General features: G+C 61.2%; 22 protein-coding genes. 1 reads left to right on the top strand and 21 read right to left on the bottom strand.

The window, feature by feature from the left end; translation table 11 throughout:
* Window positions 1-576 precede the first annotated feature (576 nt).
* Together BH682_RS29920 and BH682_RS29915 are read right to left on the bottom strand one after the other, a co-directional pair.
* On the bottom strand, window positions 577-852 hold the full coding sequence (locus tag BH682_RS29920; RefSeq protein ID WP_125053106.1) for a hypothetical protein: 276 nt from the start codon (window positions 850-852) through the stop codon (window positions 577-579).
* Between the two features lie 74 nt (window positions 853-926).
* Window positions 927-1613, bottom strand: coding sequence for a DUF2786 domain-containing protein (locus BH682_RS29915; RefSeq protein ID WP_064112228.1), 687 nt, complete (start codon window positions 1611-1613; stop codon window positions 927-929).
* A gap of 231 nt (window positions 1614-1844) precedes the next feature.
* On the opposite strand from BH682_RS29915, the gene BH682_RS29910 reads away from it, so the two are divergent.
* A complete protein-coding gene (locus BH682_RS29910; protein WP_058228460.1) occupies window positions 1845-2306 on the top strand; it encodes a hypothetical protein in 462 nt (153 codons plus the stop codon).
* A gap of 119 nt (window positions 2307-2425) precedes the next feature.
* On the opposite strand, the gene BH682_RS29905 is transcribed toward BH682_RS29910, so the two are convergent.
* The 19 genes from BH682_RS29905 to BH682_RS29810 form a co-directional block, all read right to left on the bottom strand.
* The gene (locus tag BH682_RS29905; RefSeq protein WP_047269179.1) at window positions 2426-2812 is read right to left on the bottom strand and encodes a hypothetical protein; all 387 of its coding nucleotides are present in this window, start codon (window positions 2810-2812) and stop codon (window positions 2426-2428) included.
* Window positions 2813-3032: 220 nt separating this feature from the next.
* Window positions 3033-4238, bottom strand: coding sequence for a PIN domain-containing protein (locus BH682_RS29900; RefSeq protein ID WP_058228461.1), 1206 nt, complete (start codon window positions 4236-4238; stop codon window positions 3033-3035).
* Between the two features lie 130 nt (window positions 4239-4368).
* Window positions 4369-4890, bottom strand: a complete 522-nt coding sequence (locus BH682_RS29895; RefSeq protein WP_143542513.1) for a hypothetical protein — start codon at window positions 4888-4890, stop codon at window positions 4369-4371.
* 253 nt (window positions 4891-5143) lie between these two features.
* Window positions 5144-5587: a DUF3846 domain-containing protein gene (locus BH682_RS29890; RefSeq protein WP_141695865.1), complete on the bottom strand. Its 444-nt coding sequence runs from the start codon at window positions 5585-5587 to the stop codon at window positions 5144-5146.
* 278 nt (window positions 5588-5865) lie between these two features.
* Window positions 5866-6435: a hypothetical protein gene (locus tag BH682_RS29885; protein WP_143542512.1), complete on the bottom strand. Its 570-nt coding sequence runs from the start codon at window positions 6433-6435 to the stop codon at window positions 5866-5868.
* 218 nt (window positions 6436-6653) lie between these two features.
* Entirely contained in the window at window positions 6654-7271 is a 618-nt protein-coding gene (locus BH682_RS29880; protein ID WP_047269183.1) for a hypothetical protein, read from the bottom strand.
* The gene (locus tag BH682_RS29875) at window positions 7268-8140 is read right to left on the bottom strand and encodes a hypothetical protein (protein WP_075835601.1); all 873 of its coding nucleotides are present in this window, start codon (window positions 8138-8140) and stop codon (window positions 7268-7270) included. The genes BH682_RS29880 and BH682_RS29875 overlap by 4 nt, the downstream gene beginning before the upstream one ends.
* Window positions 8141-8449: 309 nt before the next feature.
* Window positions 8450-8776 (bottom strand): hypothetical protein, encoded by a 327-nt coding sequence (locus tag BH682_RS29865; protein ID WP_087503783.1) that lies wholly within the window; start codon window positions 8774-8776, stop codon window positions 8450-8452.
* Window positions 8769-9311 (bottom strand): hypothetical protein, encoded by a 543-nt coding sequence (locus BH682_RS29860; protein ID WP_143542511.1) that lies wholly within the window; start codon window positions 9309-9311, stop codon window positions 8769-8771. Before BH682_RS29860 ends, BH682_RS29865 begins: the two co-directional genes overlap by 8 nt.
* Before the next feature lie 96 nt (window positions 9312-9407).
* Window positions 9408-10400 carry a DNA cytosine methyltransferase gene (locus BH682_RS29855; RefSeq protein ID WP_223304381.1) on the bottom strand — a complete coding sequence of 331 codons (993 nt, stop codon included), beginning with the start codon at window positions 10398-10400 and terminating at the stop codon, window positions 9408-9410.
* A gap of 397 nt (window positions 10401-10797) precedes the next feature.
* Window positions 10798-11070, bottom strand: a complete 273-nt coding sequence (locus BH682_RS29850) for a hypothetical protein (RefSeq protein ID WP_143542510.1) — start codon at window positions 11068-11070, stop codon at window positions 10798-10800.
* 137 nt (window positions 11071-11207) lie between these two features.
* Window positions 11208-11414 carry a hypothetical protein gene (locus BH682_RS29845; RefSeq protein WP_075835591.1) on the bottom strand — a complete coding sequence of 69 codons (207 nt, stop codon included), beginning with the start codon at window positions 11412-11414 and terminating at the stop codon, window positions 11208-11210.
* Window positions 11411-11827, bottom strand: a complete 417-nt coding sequence (locus BH682_RS29840; protein ID WP_075835589.1) for an ASCH domain-containing protein — start codon at window positions 11825-11827, stop codon at window positions 11411-11413. The genes BH682_RS29845 and BH682_RS29840 overlap by 4 nt, the downstream gene beginning before the upstream one ends.
* Window positions 11815-12273 (bottom strand): hypothetical protein, encoded by a 459-nt coding sequence (locus tag BH682_RS29835; RefSeq protein WP_075835587.1) that lies wholly within the window; start codon window positions 12271-12273, stop codon window positions 11815-11817. The genes BH682_RS29840 and BH682_RS29835 overlap by 13 nt, the downstream gene beginning before the upstream one ends.
* A 278-nt stretch (window positions 12274-12551) precedes the next feature.
* The gene (locus BH682_RS29830) at window positions 12552-12872 is read right to left on the bottom strand and encodes a hypothetical protein (protein ID WP_058228469.1); all 321 of its coding nucleotides are present in this window, start codon (window positions 12870-12872) and stop codon (window positions 12552-12554) included.
* 109 nt (window positions 12873-12981) lie between these two features.
* Window positions 12982-13533, bottom strand: a complete 552-nt coding sequence (locus BH682_RS29825; protein ID WP_064112147.1) for a hypothetical protein — start codon at window positions 13531-13533, stop codon at window positions 12982-12984.
* Between the two features lie 264 nt (window positions 13534-13797).
* Window positions 13798-14154, bottom strand: coding sequence for a hypothetical protein (locus BH682_RS29820; protein WP_047269191.1), 357 nt, complete (start codon window positions 14152-14154; stop codon window positions 13798-13800).
* Window positions 14155-14331: 177 nt separating this feature from the next.
* Window positions 14332-14706: a hypothetical protein gene (locus tag BH682_RS29815; RefSeq protein WP_047269192.1), complete on the bottom strand. Its 375-nt coding sequence runs from the start codon at window positions 14704-14706 to the stop codon at window positions 14332-14334.
* Window positions 14707-14762: 56 nt separating this feature from the next.
* Entirely contained in the window at window positions 14763-15035 is a 273-nt protein-coding gene (locus BH682_RS29810) for a hypothetical protein (protein WP_047269193.1), read from the bottom strand.
* Window positions 15036-15518 lie beyond the last annotated feature (483 nt).

Raw genomic sequence — 15518 nt, 5'->3', positions numbered from 1 at the left:
GATCTTGCCACGATTGTATATCGAAATCTATTGTGCTGCAATAGCTTTCGAGATTCAACCATGATGTTTTGACTATAAAAGCTTTCCGTTTCACCTGCCTGATAGTTACAACGGTTGTACGGCAACAATTTTCAAGAGAATCTCTGCCTACATGGCAGACCTTGATTCGTCGGGCTGGGCGAGATCTGGCTGCCAGCCTCGGCCACCTCAGCGCGTTCGCCGTGGTCTGCATCCAAGTCGACACGACCAGCGAAGCGGCGATGCGGGTCTTTTGGACTCTTAAAATGGGGACAAAAACTAGCATGTATTAGCAGCTCAGAGATGCTGCATAGTATTGCATTCACAGCATGTCCAGACAGTGAATAGTCCACAGTGATATCAGGATGACCGCGCACCCTGAAGTATCCGCGGCCGCCGTGAGAATCGTGTAGACACGAACACCCGCTCAATCCGGAAAGCAGTGGGCGGAACCGCCGGACAGGACCGACGCGGAAATCGGCCGGCGACGGAGGTGGATCCGGTGGGCACAGGGGGCGGCGAGTCACCCCTGCGCCCACCGGCGCTCGCGCCACCGGATCAGACGGAGGCAGATCCTGGTGAAGCCTTGTAGACGGCTTCGGTGTGCCGGTCCTGGTAATCGCTGGAGGGGCGCAACCCAGCTGCGATCTCCGCGGTGACCAGACACGCACCGGCCGACTCGACCCACCACATCCGGCGGGCACGGCCCAACTCGTCGACGACCCGTCGCCGATAGTTCGGCCCGCAGACGGTGAACTGCTCCAACGCCGCCAGCCGATCCTCTGCGTTCGGCACGTTCTTCAATGCGTCTCCACGCTGGTTGATGCTTGACATGATGTCCTCCTGGTCGGGAACCGTTGGTATGTCCACTGTCTCGCCGCTCGGCAGGGTGCGCGGCACGTGGCGCGCTAGCGGGTCAGTGCTCGGCGCGAGCTCATTCGGGCGTTGCCGATATCGGCGCGACCTCCCGCGTTGGCGCCGTCCGCGTGGGCGCGGCCGTCCACATTTCGCCGCACCTTGAGTTGCCGGATATTGGGATACTCGAGCCGAAGCGCAGCGGCTGCACGGTCAGCGTCGTTGACGTGCACCAGATCGCTGCCAACGATGTCGTATGCGGCGTCCTTCTCCGCGACCTCGAGCCGGGTGGATACAGCGTGAATGAATCCGAGCATCCATGACCGACGAGCCCTGGACGTCGACGACGCGGAGACGCCCTTAACCTTGGCTGCACCGGCATTCATCTGCACCGAGAGAAGCGCGAACAGCAATTTGAGCCGCTCGATATTTGCGGCGGTGCCGAACACCTTGCGGCGGTCAGACTTACTCACTCGAATGGACGAGCAGTGCAGTGCCCCGGCAAGCGCGTTGAAAAGGAGACCGCGATCGACCTTGTAGGCGCCGGAGATCTCGATTTCGTAGACGATGATCTCGGCAGGGCCGGAACCGCTTACCCGTCGCACTTCGGCCTCGTCGACACCGTATTTGGCGATCAACTCGAACGCCTTCTGGTTGAAGACGTCCGCTTCGGGTGTGCCTGCAACGCTGTCTGCCTGCGCGAGCAGCTTACGAATCCGGTCAATCCTGTCGTCGCTCATTGCGACCTCCCTCGTCCCGTTCGGTTACCTTCTGCGACTACGTTCGCGAACGACCACGGCGACTGCGGCACCTCCGCAACCTCGGTACCGGCCGATCACCAGCAGCAACGACATGAATGCGGCGGACAGGACTCTCGACTGCGGGCGCCCCTGTTTCGGGCCGCATACACCGGAACCGGGCTCGATACGGTGGCCCTTCGATTCACTCGTCATCGAATGAGAGGACTTCCCATGACTGTTCGCCGAGGTTTGGCCCGGGCGACTGCTGTTGCCGCCTCCGCCGCGATCTGCGCTGCCGGGGTTGCCACGATCGCGGCTGGCACCGCGTCCGCCGCCCCTCCGGCCGCTGTTCTGCAGGTCACCGGCACCGACATCGTTCCTGTTCCTGCCGGTCCGTGCTTCGGCACGATTCACGTCGACTTCGAGGTGGTGCCGGGACATCCTGATCAGACAACGGTGAATCTCACACCGAACGGCACCTACGGCTCGATCCCGGGGTGTGAGGTGCCGGTAAACGTGTCGTGGCAGAACGGCATTGCGCCGTTCAATCACGTTGAGTCCACGCTGGCAGCCAACGGCCGGACCAGCACGACCATCACCGCCGGACAGGGTTTGAGTCTGGTCAGTGTCGGGGCCGGCGCGTATCTGGGTGGCCTTCCGAGTTGGGTGTCGAGCGGATACCTGTGGCTGTAGCTGTAGCCGACTCACATGGGAACGGCCGCAACACACCTAATCGTGTTGCGGCCGTTCCCATGTGTGGATGAAACGATACCGCCGGATCGAAGCGATACGTCTGGATCTGGCGTGGTCGCTCAGGCCGCTGCAATCGGCTCCGTGGGCTGCTCAACGGACACGGGGAAGGTGTTGCGTATGACGGCGTTGGTGAACAGGTGCCGAAGCACGATGTAGTCCGTTTGAACTCTGACGGCGGACTGCGCCAACGGCAACGTCAGGGTGTCGAGGCTTGGTAGCGCGATGGCGATCGGCTTCCTGTTCGATCGCGCCCGAGGAGCGCGCACCAGGGTGGGTGTGGTGACGGCGTCGGTGACGACGACAACCTGATGGGTACGCCGTTCGATGCTGTCGTACGGGCAGAGTACGTATTGCGGAGTCACAGTCTTCTGGAGCGCTTTCAGCCCAGGTAAGACGTTGCGGGAGAAGTCGGTCCAAGTCATGTGGGGGAGAGCGGTCAACGTCATTGAAGATCCTCTGCACTGGTCGGCGATTTGGTCGCCTTCACGATGCCGAAGCTAATTATGTTGTGCGGCAGCCTTTGTCCGTCACGCTATGGTGATGGACCTGGGGCTTGCCAAGCGGACGTCGAGTATTTCAAACACTGCTCGGACAGCTCACAACCGACCGGGAATCCTGTCGTCAGTCGGTTGTTTGTGTCAGGCCCGTTGATGCTAATGGTGCGTTCTAGTTGTCGTAGAACAGCGAAGAACTCGCCCACTTCTTCTTGGGGGTGGAGGTGACCTGCACTCCGCTGTCGAATTCGAGCGAATCAACCTCATTGCCGTTCACCAAGAATCGGAACGTCAATTCGACTTCTACCGACGTGGCTACCTCCATGTAGTGCTTGTTGAAGTCTGCGTCTTGCACGTCCCAATCAACATCGGAGATCGCGAAGTCAGCCTTATGGATCTGACCGCTGCATGTGACAGTAGCCAGGAAGCGAACTTCGCCGATTTGTGTGTCGCCTTCGTATTTCTCGTGCACATCGATGCCCACAGTGTCGAGACGTGGGTCAACTTCAGTGACGATGACGGGACCTTCGAGTTCCGGAATTGTCAGTTTGAAGGCAGACTCGTGAAAGAAGTCGTCGGAGATATAGTCGGGTAGTTCCATGCCCAGTATGTCGTCGCACGCGCCCGGGATCGCAGCCGTTATCAGCTGTGAGATGTCGTCATACAGCTCAAGGTCGTGATCGTCCTCGGACAGTTCTGCGTGAACGGAGTCCAGCTTGGTCAGAGTCATGGCTTCGGGAATGGTCTTCGCCAGGGCGACCGCATTCGGTGTCGCCGCCTTCAGGTCAGCGATCAGATTCTTGTGCAGCTTCCCCGAGTCATCTCCGCTCCCACAAAAATCGTTGTCATTGGTGATGAACACGATCTCGCTATGCGCCGGCGACGCCACGGCGATGGCCTTCACTGTCCCCCAGATCAGGGCGTCACGGTATCCCTTGTCGGTGGTGTCGAATGGTGGATGCGCGCTCAGGGACCACTCGACCAAAACATCGTGGTCAACAGGTGGGATCGGTGCGATCTTCACACCGTGGTCGGCGAGATTGGTCCTCAGCTCGGCAGTGTGATCCACCCGTGAGATTGTCGGGCGGTCACGCAGTTCGCGGACAGTCGGCACTTCAGGCGGCAATTCCACTCCCGCGGCTGCCAAATCTCGAAGGGCAGTGCTCCACGACTTGATTCCGGCTTTACGGAGTGATTCAGCGGCCGCGAATCTGCGGCGGCCGAACTCCCGAACGACCACCTCCGGGACCACGAGCGTGAATGAAGGCCCAAACTCCCTGACCAGGAACATCTTCTTCCAGGCCACATCGTCCAGTCGCGGCGTCCCGAGGACGATGTTGGTATCGAAAATGAAGATGGTGGACGACGTCGGAGTCATGGAATCAACTCTTCCACACGCGAACCGCCCGCCTCGACGGGCTGTCATGGCGGGCGGTCGCGTGGTCGCTACGGTCCGATGGTCACGTGCGATCGATCAGGAATCGCTGGTCTGTATCGGTGTGGTTGTGTCACACAGACGCGCGGAGGGGGTGCTTCTGGCAGACGGGCTGGCGAAGGGGTGCAGCTGGTTCCGACGCACCAGCGGGTGCGACTACGGGCGCTGGCTCAGCTGCCTGGTCGGGAGTAGCCACGGGTGCAGCACTGGGGTGGACGATTTCGAGTGCTGCCGCCGCGCGACTGGCCCAGCCCTTGCGGTCGTAGTGGGGAACCCCACTAGCCTTGGCCAGTGCGTTGAGAAGGATCTCCGTGTGCTCCGGGCTGAGCTCCACGATCTGCCCGTGCTCGTTGGATGTCCCGATCACCACCGGCCCGAAGTAGTAGCGGGTGAGCTGGGGGCGCAACACACGCACGATTGCAGATGCGAGCGGGTTCAGCTGCCCGTCAGCGGTTTCCCTACTGTCGGTCCACATCGCGAGGCTGGTGTTCTCGTCGCCAGCGAGGGCGACAACGTCGACCGCAGGGCATCCGATCTCGACGCGTAGGCCGACCTCGGCGGTCTGCCGCCCTACGGTCAAGTCGACTTTGTCCACGTTTGCATCTGTGCCGACCCGAATTGCGTACATAACGTCCTCCAAGATTTTTGGTGCGGTGCATTCTCCGATGGGATCAACATAGATCGACGGCCTCCGGTGCGTGGCACGTACGTCAAACACCGACGGGTTTGCGAGGGCACGTTTCCACTGGTGAGGCTGTGGAAGGGGCCGGACAGGCGGCCTCATGCGACGCACGCACAACTCAGCCCGCTCACCGGCCGTGGGCTGGTAGGCGGGCTGAGTTAGTTGGTCAGACCGACGCGCTGGCCGGCGCCGGGACGGTGAACCCCAATGCCGCTGCCCTGGTTGCGATCCACTGCACGCGGGCCGCCATGGGCACCCCGGCTACCTCCGCCAGACTTCCGAGAACCTTCGACACGTGCTCCGGGCGGAGGTCGACGGTCTCGCCTTCGTCGTTGGACGTCGCGAACAAGGCCGTACCGAAGTAGTACGCCTGCGCGTCTTCTTTGAGTTCACGGGCAATCCCGGAAGCGGCGAGGTTCGGAGTGCTGTTGTACATGCCCTCGTCGTCGACCCACATATCGAGGCTGGTGTCGTCATCGCCTGTAAGGCCGACGACGTCGAATACACGGCAGTCGATTTCCGCACGCAGCCCGTCACCGATGCTGCGCCCACCTGCGGTGAGGTCCACTCGGGATACGTTGAACTGGGTGTCGATCTTGATTGCGTCCACGGTGATCTCCTGATCGGTTCGGTTGGTTGCTGAAATCAGCTTGCGTGGAGGCACTTTGGGATGCGGCACCACAAAATCAGGCGATCTGGAGAAGCGTCGCCGGCGTTCGCGGCGCCGCAGGCTCTCGACCAGCAACGGGGCGCGGCGGCCAACCGGGCGCTCGGCCGGACAGGATGCAGTTCATCCACTCAACAACGACGCTCGCCGGACAGCGTCTTCACTTGGATCCGAAATCCCAGTACGGGATCTCGAATCCAACACGTTGACCTGCGCAACCTCTACCGATCTGGCATGAAGACACCGATCGTAGAGTCGTTTGGTCGTGTCAGCGTGGTCCCATCGCGGTACGTGATCGTTATCTGATCGGTGGTCGTTGATCCGGTGACCTGCTCAACGGCTCCCACGTTCAGGACATGAGGATTCAGTGCCACCCACATACCCGGAAACACCCTGTCGATACTCGTCAAAATCCATCGACCGTGGACGACGGGCCGAGCTGTGGCGTAGTAGCCCAAAACGCCAATCACCAGACTTAGACCCCAACCCGCGGCAATCAGCGCGCGGTCGACGACAGCGAGTTTGCCAATCGAAAAGACAATCAGAGCCAGTACAACAGCGGTAACGACTCCAACTGACAAGCCGAAGGCATCGAGATTCTTACGTGGGCGACCGAACACGCTGGGCGCCGGTACGCCAAGATTCAAACGCCAGGGCCCGTTTCGTACTACTGAACCCTTCCCCGGTATCGGCAACTCCATGGCGCCCAACGCCTCAACGATCTGCCCCTCCGTGACTGCTTGTTGCATTTCGCATTCGGGGCACACCCACACCAGCGAGGCCGCACTCACGGCCGACAACTCAATCCCGTCGCGAGGGCACGCCAACGGATCCACAGCGAACTCACTGTTCCACCGATTGAGCGCACCAACAGTGTCTGTGGCCGAGTCCTGATTTCCTGTAGCCATTTGGTTCCTCTTTCTCTGCATAGCTCAAATATGCAAAACCCCAGGGGAATACGCGGCGGCGGCGGTGTGCACTCATCGGTCATCGTCGATTCGTGGAGGTATCACTCGCCCCGGACGACCCTCAGCGCCGGCTTCGGCGGTGTCGCCTCCTTCGCACCATCCAACGGCTCCCGGACAGGACAAACGCGCTGCCAGAGCGCATCCCAATCACAGGTGAAATAGCGAGTCAGCACCCCGCCACGGTTGGGCGGCGGAACCGGCTTCCCGTGTTCGTTCCACAGCCGTTGTCGTTCATCGCGCAGTGCCTCCACCTCGGACGTGAGGTGTCGGCGGCAGTAGCCGATCCACACAGATTCTCCGGTAGCCGGTTCTCGGTCGATCCAGACGGTGACAGCGGGCTTGCTGCACTGCCCGCCTTTCCTGACCATCTCAGCGCAGCAACGCATAAGCCCCTGTGTACTTTCCGGGTCGTAGCGGGGAAGATCCCGTTCGACAGCTCGCCGGGCCCAGTAGAACGCCTTTCCTGGGTTGTCGCCGGTGGCTTGTTCCCCGACCTCGAGCAGGAGCCCGTCCAAGGTCTTCACTCGCACCCGTAGGCCGTCGTCGTCGCTCACTCGATCGAGAACGTGACGAAGGCACAGCGCGAACAGCAGGGTGTCGCCGACGAGGTCCGGATCGGAGAGCATCTGGGCAATGCCTCGGTCGCTGTCGGCGATCATGGTCTGGCCTGCCTTTTTGCCTTCGGCGCGGCGAGAACGTCGGCTTTGGACAGGCTCAGCCGCACTCCAGATTTCGGGTCGATCAGCTCTTCGACGATGTTCGCGAGGCTGCTCCTCAGATTGGTGGCAGCGCTGCGTACAGCGACGTGGTCAACTACCGCGTCCGCGATCGTCTCGAGCAACTCCTGATCCTCTGTGCGGGCCCATAACCACAATCGCTTCGCCACGATCTGCTCGTCGACCAAATTCAGTATCCGATGGATCCGCTCCGCCTCGAACTCTCTGGCACCGGTACCCACGGCTTTCACCCGAGCAAGCTCCCGCTGATCGCGCTCGTGCGTGCGTTGCGCTTCCTTCACTGAACGGGCAGCCTCGCGTTCGGCTTCCGAGGATTTCCACGCCTGCCAGCGAGCGAGTTTGCGCCAGGCGGCGCCAGTGTCGATCGGGGACAACTTCGGTGCGGGTCGCAGCACTGCCATCGACACCCCACCTCGCCGGACAGGTGGCGCCATGATGCCCCAGGATTCGGGAATCGTCAGGCCTTCGATGAGGGCGGGGTCGGAGATGACGAGCCACCACTGTGAGCAGTGCTTGGCCCAGTCGTCGTGTTTGGTCGGATTACGTAGTTCTGAGATCACGTCCTGCCTGCTGACTTTGATCTCGTGCCCGATGATGTGGTCGCCATTCGAGTGGGTCAATGGCGCCGCGATCAGGTCGGCCCGCCGATCCGATCCGGGGGCTGCGATCTCCGCCGCGAGTATGAATCCGGGTCGTTGAGCGCTCGGCGGGTTGTAGTGCCGGCGGAGCATCTGCTGCACCTCTGCAGCGGTGAGCGCAACGGCCTTTGTGGATGCATTTTTGGTGGTCATGTCAATGCTCCTGACTGCCAATGATTTCGGACAGCTCGGCTTCGGCCTGCGGATGTTCGTTGTGGCGTCATTCGTACTCCACCACGTCGCCGCACCGGGAGCAGTTCCAACCGAAAAACCGTTCCCCGATTTCGTTCCGTTCCCAATACGAGCCGGGCCTTACGAACCTGCCGCACGTGCATTGAATCCACTGCTGGCGTTTGGCCTCTTCGTATTTCCACTGCTCCGTGAACAGTTGATCGAAGGTCATCAGGTTCATGACTGTCTGACCTTCGGAAGCGTGATGTACGTGCACATTTCCTCGGTCTCTTAAACGACGGGGTGATCGCCAGCCGGCAGGTCGTCGGGATCGAAGTCGTAGTCGGTGTGACCTGTCAAGACGATGCACGTGTCGCCCTGTTGGCAGATCATGTCGCCGATCATCTGGTGTGGAAGGTCGTGGACCTGGCTCACTCCGTCGCGGTCGAGTTGGTTCTGGAGCTCGTTCCGTGGGTTGGTCGGGAGTTCCTTGCAGTCTTCGCATTCCCACCAGACTGTGCACGGTGCGCCGGGATGCTTGTACGGGCACACGATCTCGTATTCGGCGTCGTGCTCGTTGTCGGCGGCGCGCGTGATCCGCAGAATGTGATCACTCATCATTGTCCCTTTCGGAGCGCTTCGGGATCACCACGTCGAGGTGTTCTTGGTGGATTCGGCTGCCGACCCACGCGTTCGGGTGAGGGTTTTCGTTGTAGATGCGGGTCGCGTTCTCAAGGGTCGCTGGCCACACCCAGAGCGGGTCAGGCCAGCCAGGATGGCCACAGAACAGGTATCGCACCTGCACCTTCTCTTTCGGGACGACAACGCTGGTGGCCACGATTGCCTCGGCGACGTGGTGGCGCAGAAGGTAGGAGAGTGCGCCGGATGTGCTGTCGATCGGCGCGGACCGGAACTCGTCCCCCGTGCAGAAGACCTCAGCGCCGCAGGCGCAGTCGATCACCAAGCTGCGTTTGCCGAGATGTGTGACTGTCGCGGGACCGTGCTTGCCCAGCAGGTCCGCCAGTTCGGTCGTCGTGGACCTGGACATGGACTCCGCCTGTGTCTGGGCGTCGAGAGCTGCGATTGTTTCCGTTCGTGACCGTGACGAACGATTGTGATGCGGATCGTCGAGGGCGCCAGCTACTGCGGCCATCTGGTCTCCTCGGTCACCGGTCTCTGCGTAGTACATTCGCGATTCTCCTGACTTGATCGAAAACTGTTTGAGTGAACTGATTTCTGTGTGTCGCGGTCACGAGTTAGCCCCTACGAGGGCTCGTCGATCGACACTCACGGGTGCCGGACCCTCCAAGGCCACTCGTACGCGATCCCCGATCCACCGTGCAGCGTGGACGGATACCGCATTGCCGATCTGCTTCTTCACTTGCTTGGTGTTGCCCACGAACTCGTAGGCGTCCGGAAAACCCTGTCCCCTTGCGCATTCACGGTTCGACAGCATCCGGAAGCGAACACCCTCGTCGGTGACTGTCGCGATGCCGTGGTGATTACCGCCGGCAGTGATGGCAGCGAGCGGATGCGCATCAGCTCTGCGGGCCTGCGCGTTGCGCCGGTAGGTCACAAGGTGCGGGGTGTCGAATTCGGCGATCTGCTCGATCTGTTCCGACACGTACAGCTTGCGGGTGACGATCTTCCCGGGGTTCGGATCAAGGATCGTCGACGCGCTGACCTGCTCCGGTTCGGTCACGGTGAGATCCACGTTCCCGTCGCGGGTGAACACGGCGAAGTAGCGAACACGTCGCTGTGCTGCGCCAACGTCGGCGGCGTCCAGAAGCACGATTTGTTCGCGGTAGCCGAGCATTCGCATCCCGTCCAGCCACCACGGGTAGAGAGTCCAGGCCTGGAATTCGAGGACGTTCTCTACGATCACAGCGTCGTAGCGGTGCACTTCTGTTGCGGCGATGACAGCGAAGGCTGTAGCGCGGTCGATGGATCCCGCGTCGGCACGCAGTAGTTCCTGTTCCACCGGTGGTTTCTTGTGCCCGCCGGATCTGGCGTGCCAGACGCACGACGGGGAGAACCATGCGATGTTCGTTCTCGGGAAAGTGCGCCAGTCGACTTCGCTGAGATTCTCGTTCCGGTGTTCGGTGTTGGGATGGTTCCGTTGATGAGTGGCGATAGCCAGGTCCCAGTGGTTCGCGGCGGAAACGACCGAATACCCTGCCAATTCAAGACCTGTTGAGCTTCCACCAGCCCCCGCGAAGTTGTCGCTCGCAGTCAGTGCCATTCGGCCTCCGTTCAGAACCTGGGACATGTTGGCGGGCGCCTTCAAGTCCATCCAGTTCTACAGATGCGGGTTCCGGTGTGCGGCAAGGAATGCAGCGGTGAGGGCAGCTGGTGTTGGCAACCAGGATGAACAGATGACCACACGGCCCGCACAGGCGGACAGCCTTATCAGGCCCCTCGAAAACCCTTCAAGACCTGCTCAGTGAAGCCTGGCCACCACATTCGGCAGCGTCACGACGACACGTCACGGCGCTCGAGATTCGCGACGACAGTTCCATCGCGAACTCGTGGGCGTCACCTGGCGAGTCTGTGTATATGCCACTGCTATTCCGTCCAGGAAGATCGTGGCCTCAATCTCCCACTCGCCCGCACGGTCAAAGATGCTTCCGCTCAGGGCTTTATCTCCGAATTTGGTGCCCCAGAACATGCACGGTGGTGTGGTTCTGTGCGTCGATGTACGACTGAATTACCTCCGCAGCAGCTCTGATTGCCCACTGATCGGGTGGCTTCGACAGGTCGTCCTGCGCTATGTACGCGGCCTCGATCAACGCGGGTGACGGATTCTCCGGGTCCGGTAGTCGGACGTAGACGGCCACCTCGACCGATTCACTAGGTTCGCTTCCGCCGAAGCAGCCGTCGATATGCTCAGGCGCGTCACAGTCTCCGTCCATCGTGCATTCCTTTACCGGCTCGGGAACGTCGTGCCCGCGTCGCCTTAACTCGTCCCGGCCATGCCGAGCGAGTTTCGTCGCAAAAGGTTCAGTGCGGATCTCCACTGCCCGGGGCTTCGCATGGCCTCCAATGTCAGTCACGATGCACCCCTTGCATATCCTGCCTTGTCGACCATCCGCAACGTCAACTCCGCCAAGACAAGCACTTTGGTGCCATCGTCGGCACACAAGCTCATCGGCTGTGATGCGATCTCTTGGAGCCACATGTCCGCGATCTTGCGCCTGATTGACGTTCGATCCTCCGCGAGCGGCAGTGTGCTCTGTTGATCTGTGCTGCTTGTCACTGGTACGCCTCCGCTAAATCGAGCCGCCGAATAATGCTGTCGTCAGCGATGGTCCGAAGTCCCAGTGCGCCCTTGTACTCGATCGGGGATTCGAGTACTCGCGGATTTCGTAGGCGCAGATGGAAGTGACCCGGTTGCGCCCAGTCCGAGCAGTCACATTCGCAATCCCGGTCATGATGCACACTCGAGAGGTCGACGACACCGATGATCGCACCGTAGTAGTGGATCCGGGGGATACCACGGGGGTGCCTCATCGGAAGACCTCGCAGTGCTTCCATGTCGGGCTTGAGTGAAGCGTGGATAGCGACGGGGCCGCGGTATTTTCCTGCGATGTTCCTCGTCCGGTTCTCGATGTTCTTGTCTCCGTGAACGATTTGCCACGCGTAGGGCTGACGCACGGTCAGGATTCGCATGCTCTTCCCTCCTCCGCGGCTACCGACGGGGCGAGGAGCTTTGCTAGCTCGCGACTCTTTCCCGCGCCTGCAAGATCTGCGATTGACTGCCCCGAGACAAAATCCTTCGGCACCCGCACGGTTACGTAGGCGTGTTCTCCACCGGGGTTGCTGTCTGCTCCTGTGATAGCGCATAACATCTTCGATCCGGTTTCGGGGGGTACAGCAGTGAACGGCGCATGGTCGTTGAAGTCATTCCGCCCCGCTTTCGTGCTCTCCTCGGTGGGCACCATCTGCTCCGCGGTGAGAATGGGGTACCCATTCAAAGGCAGCCAGAAGAGGACTGCGTTGCCTGCCGCCAGGAAGAAGTCCTCGGGATCGGAACCATGGGCGACGCCCTCGCTCGCCTCCAGCGCTACTCTCCCGACATCGATTGCTACTTCATCTGAGTTGTTCAAGTTGTTCATGACATTGGCTCGATTCGTAAGTGGACGGGATGGGTGCGGCGATCGCTGGGCGACGACGTGCTGTCGGGCCGAAATGCTGCGTTGACGGTTATCGTTTCGCTCAGCCAAGTTCTACGAATAAAGGTTCTGTTGTGCGGCATCAGATGCGGCGCTGACGGTAGATGGCGCCGGCCGCCGCGCTGAGTGTGTAGGACAGTCCTGAGGATCCGCGAGCGCGCAGCGCGATCAGATCAGCGCTGATGCACGTCGGGAATCCGATGCAACCCGGTGGCGGGCTGTCACGGTTTCACGGTCACGATGTCGAGCTCGACGAACTTCGACGTTTTCTTCGAGACGGAGATGCTTCCGGCGACCAGCTCACTCAGTCGCGCATTGATGTCCTCGTCGGACTCGTAGCCGTTGCTGAAGATCCTGTCGTCGGGGCCACGTACACCGCGCCGGTTGTCGATGATCGTGTACTGCACTGTCTTTTTGAGATTGAACGGGCTGGTGAGGATCACGAAATTGTTGTCCTCGGACACGGCCCGCACGCGCCACCAGCGCTTGGATTCGGCGAACTGAACCTTCGTGCCTACAGCCAGGGATTGGGCAGTTGTCATGCACTCTCTCCAATGTTCTGAGGATCTGCCAACGAGCGATTATCGCGCTCTGCGCCTATGTCTACCGCTGGCACTTCCGGTCACTGCTGGGAGAAATCGGCAGTGTTTGTCACTCTTTGCTGACTGTGGACTCACCGAGCGGCCGGACTTCGTAGATCGCCCAGCCTTCACCGACCTCGTTCTTCCGCTGTTCGGCGTGCGCCATTTCTTGCCGAACCGCCTCGAGTGTTGTGTGTACAACGCCGTCCCACAGGTCGGCGGTGTTTTCGGGGTTGAGAACCATGTACCCGGTTACGTCTGAGACGTGCTCTGAGGGTGCAGGTACGACGAAGTAGCGCTCGATGTGTTCGGCGATCTCATCAGCGGTATAGGCGATTCCTGAGTTGATGTCGGTGATCACGTTCTGAGCGAATTCTCGGAGTTCCGCGGGTGAGGAGTGCACCACCGCGGGGCCGGCTGGTTTTGCCGGCGCGTCCACAGACAGTGCCTGGTGCAAGTTCGACGCGCGCTCGCGGACTTTGTTGGGGCACATGGTGTTGAGAATCCACGAGATCAGTGCCTGTGCGTCGCCGACTCGTTCTGCGGGCAAGGCTCGGCCTCCGGTGGCGATCAGGTCTGCGACGGTTGTCGCGCTACTGACGGTTGAGGTGGTGTCGGCCATGATCGTTCCTTCGGTCGGGTGAACAACTTGTGGAAGGAAACCTTGGCTGGTGTCTGGTCACGCTGGGGCACTGCCTGTTGGGGAGTTTTCTGGCAACGACTTGTCCGCTGCCGGACTGGGATGGCGTGCTGGCGGAGAGTTCGGACAGCACTCTCCCTGGGGGAGTGGGGGAGTGGGGGAGTCGCGTTTGCCTGCCCGGTCGGGGCAGCCGAACGCCCACCCGCCAGGCGTCGGCGGGTGGGCGCGAGTGGGCCTGTCGCGGGCTCAGCGCAACGGTGCGAGGGGAATCGAGTACTCCGTGGTGTTGTCGTAGGTTCCACGCTGCCCGGGCGGCAGAGCGTGCACCAGCGTCGTCATTTCGCTCAAGTCGACTCCATCGGCGTAGAAGTTGTCGAGGTCGTCGCTCGACGCGAGTACCCGCCCGCCGTCGACCGTGGTGACTTCGTAGACGTTGAATTCGATATCTGCCCGCAGCATCCCGGCCTCGGGCCACACATTGCGCACGAACTCGCTCAGGGCTGCCATAGCGATCTCGTCGATCTGGCGGTCGAGTGCCCTCTTGGCGTCGCACAGTTCGGTGAGCTTGTCCTGGAAAGGGGTGGGCGTCTTCGTTGTCAGCATCGCTGCATCCTTCTGTCGTGTGGTTGACGGTATGCCCCTACTCTCCGAGAACCGTTGTCCGAGTGCGGCATGACAGAAACAGCAGCCGCTCACGCATCGATGGGCCGGACAGCGCTCTCCCTGGGGGACTGAGCCGGACGCATTCACCCACCAGCGTCGGTGGGTGAATGTCGGCTTCTACGCGCCCTGGTACAGCCGGATAACGAAGTCCGGTTCGTGATGGTTGTAGTCCCCTCGCTGAGATGGCGGAAGGTGCGCGATCAACGTTCCGATGTCCTCGACGATGGGTGGCAAAGAATCGTCATTGTCGATCATCAAATACGGCTTGAAGAACTCCTCGTCGGCGAGCACCCGCCCGTCCACCGCGACTACCTTCTCGACGACCCATTCAGGACTGGAGTAGACGATCGCCGCATCCGGCCATAGGGCGCACACGTACTCCCTCATCGCCGGGAGCGCTAGCCTCTCGATCTTCTCGCCCAGATCGACATGCTCCGCGCTCAGACGGAGAAGCTCGTCCTTTAACGTGGCGTGCTGCTCGGGTGCAGTCATGATTGTTTTCCTTCCGTCAGGTGGGGGCCGGGCCGAGGTCAGCCGCCCCTGGGTGGTCAGATCGCGCGGGCGTAGTTGAAGCCCAGAAGGTCGTATCCGGCGTCGCTCAGGATGGCGCGCTCCTCTGCGAGCGTCGCCCATTCCCATCCGAGAATGAACGCGACTTCGGTGCCGTCAAGGGTGGTGACGCTGTAGCCGACTTTGTAGACCGTCATCTGGTCTTCGGCGACGTGGCGACCACTGCGGCGGATGAGGTGGGTGGCGTGTTTGCGCGCTGCAGCTCGGCGCTCGTCACTGATCTGTCGAGACTCGTATGCGGTGGTCGTCATCGTGCCCTCCCAAGGCCGTCGGCGTTCGTTGCCATCGATGACGATCCGCGCCGGCGCCTGACACTGCGGCACTGAGCCACACGCGAGATCCTTTGTCCCCCTGACAACATCGACTGGGTTTGCCGATACGCGACACCCCGAGCCGGACAGCTCTCTCCCCGGGGGAAGGGGGCCTGCCGGGATAGGCAGGAATCCAGCCCATCCCGGGAGGAGGGTCAGGAAGCATCACCACTCGGCAACTGGCCGACAGCGAACAGGACCGGGTGAACGCCGGGCGCGCAGCGACGAGATAGTCGCGCCACGCCCAACGCGACTATTGGCCGCCGCACTGGTCGACCGCGCCCGACCACGAATCGGCGTCAGCCGACCTCGTCGACTGGCCACGGACCTATTGCTGAGCTGAGCTGAGTTCAACTCGACCCGCCCACAACGGCCACGGAACTACATACCGGGTGAAATTCTTTGTCCCCCCGCTGCCCTCGC

The sequence above is a fragment of the Rhodococcus sp. YL-1 genome, from assembly GCF_001942025.1.
GTDB classification, from domain to species: domain Bacteria; phylum Actinomycetota; class Actinomycetes; order Mycobacteriales; family Mycobacteriaceae; genus Rhodococcus_F; species Rhodococcus_F qingshengii.
The sequence above is the reverse complement of the archived record's forward strand: the minus strand, read 5'-3'. Positions and strand labels throughout refer to the sequence as shown.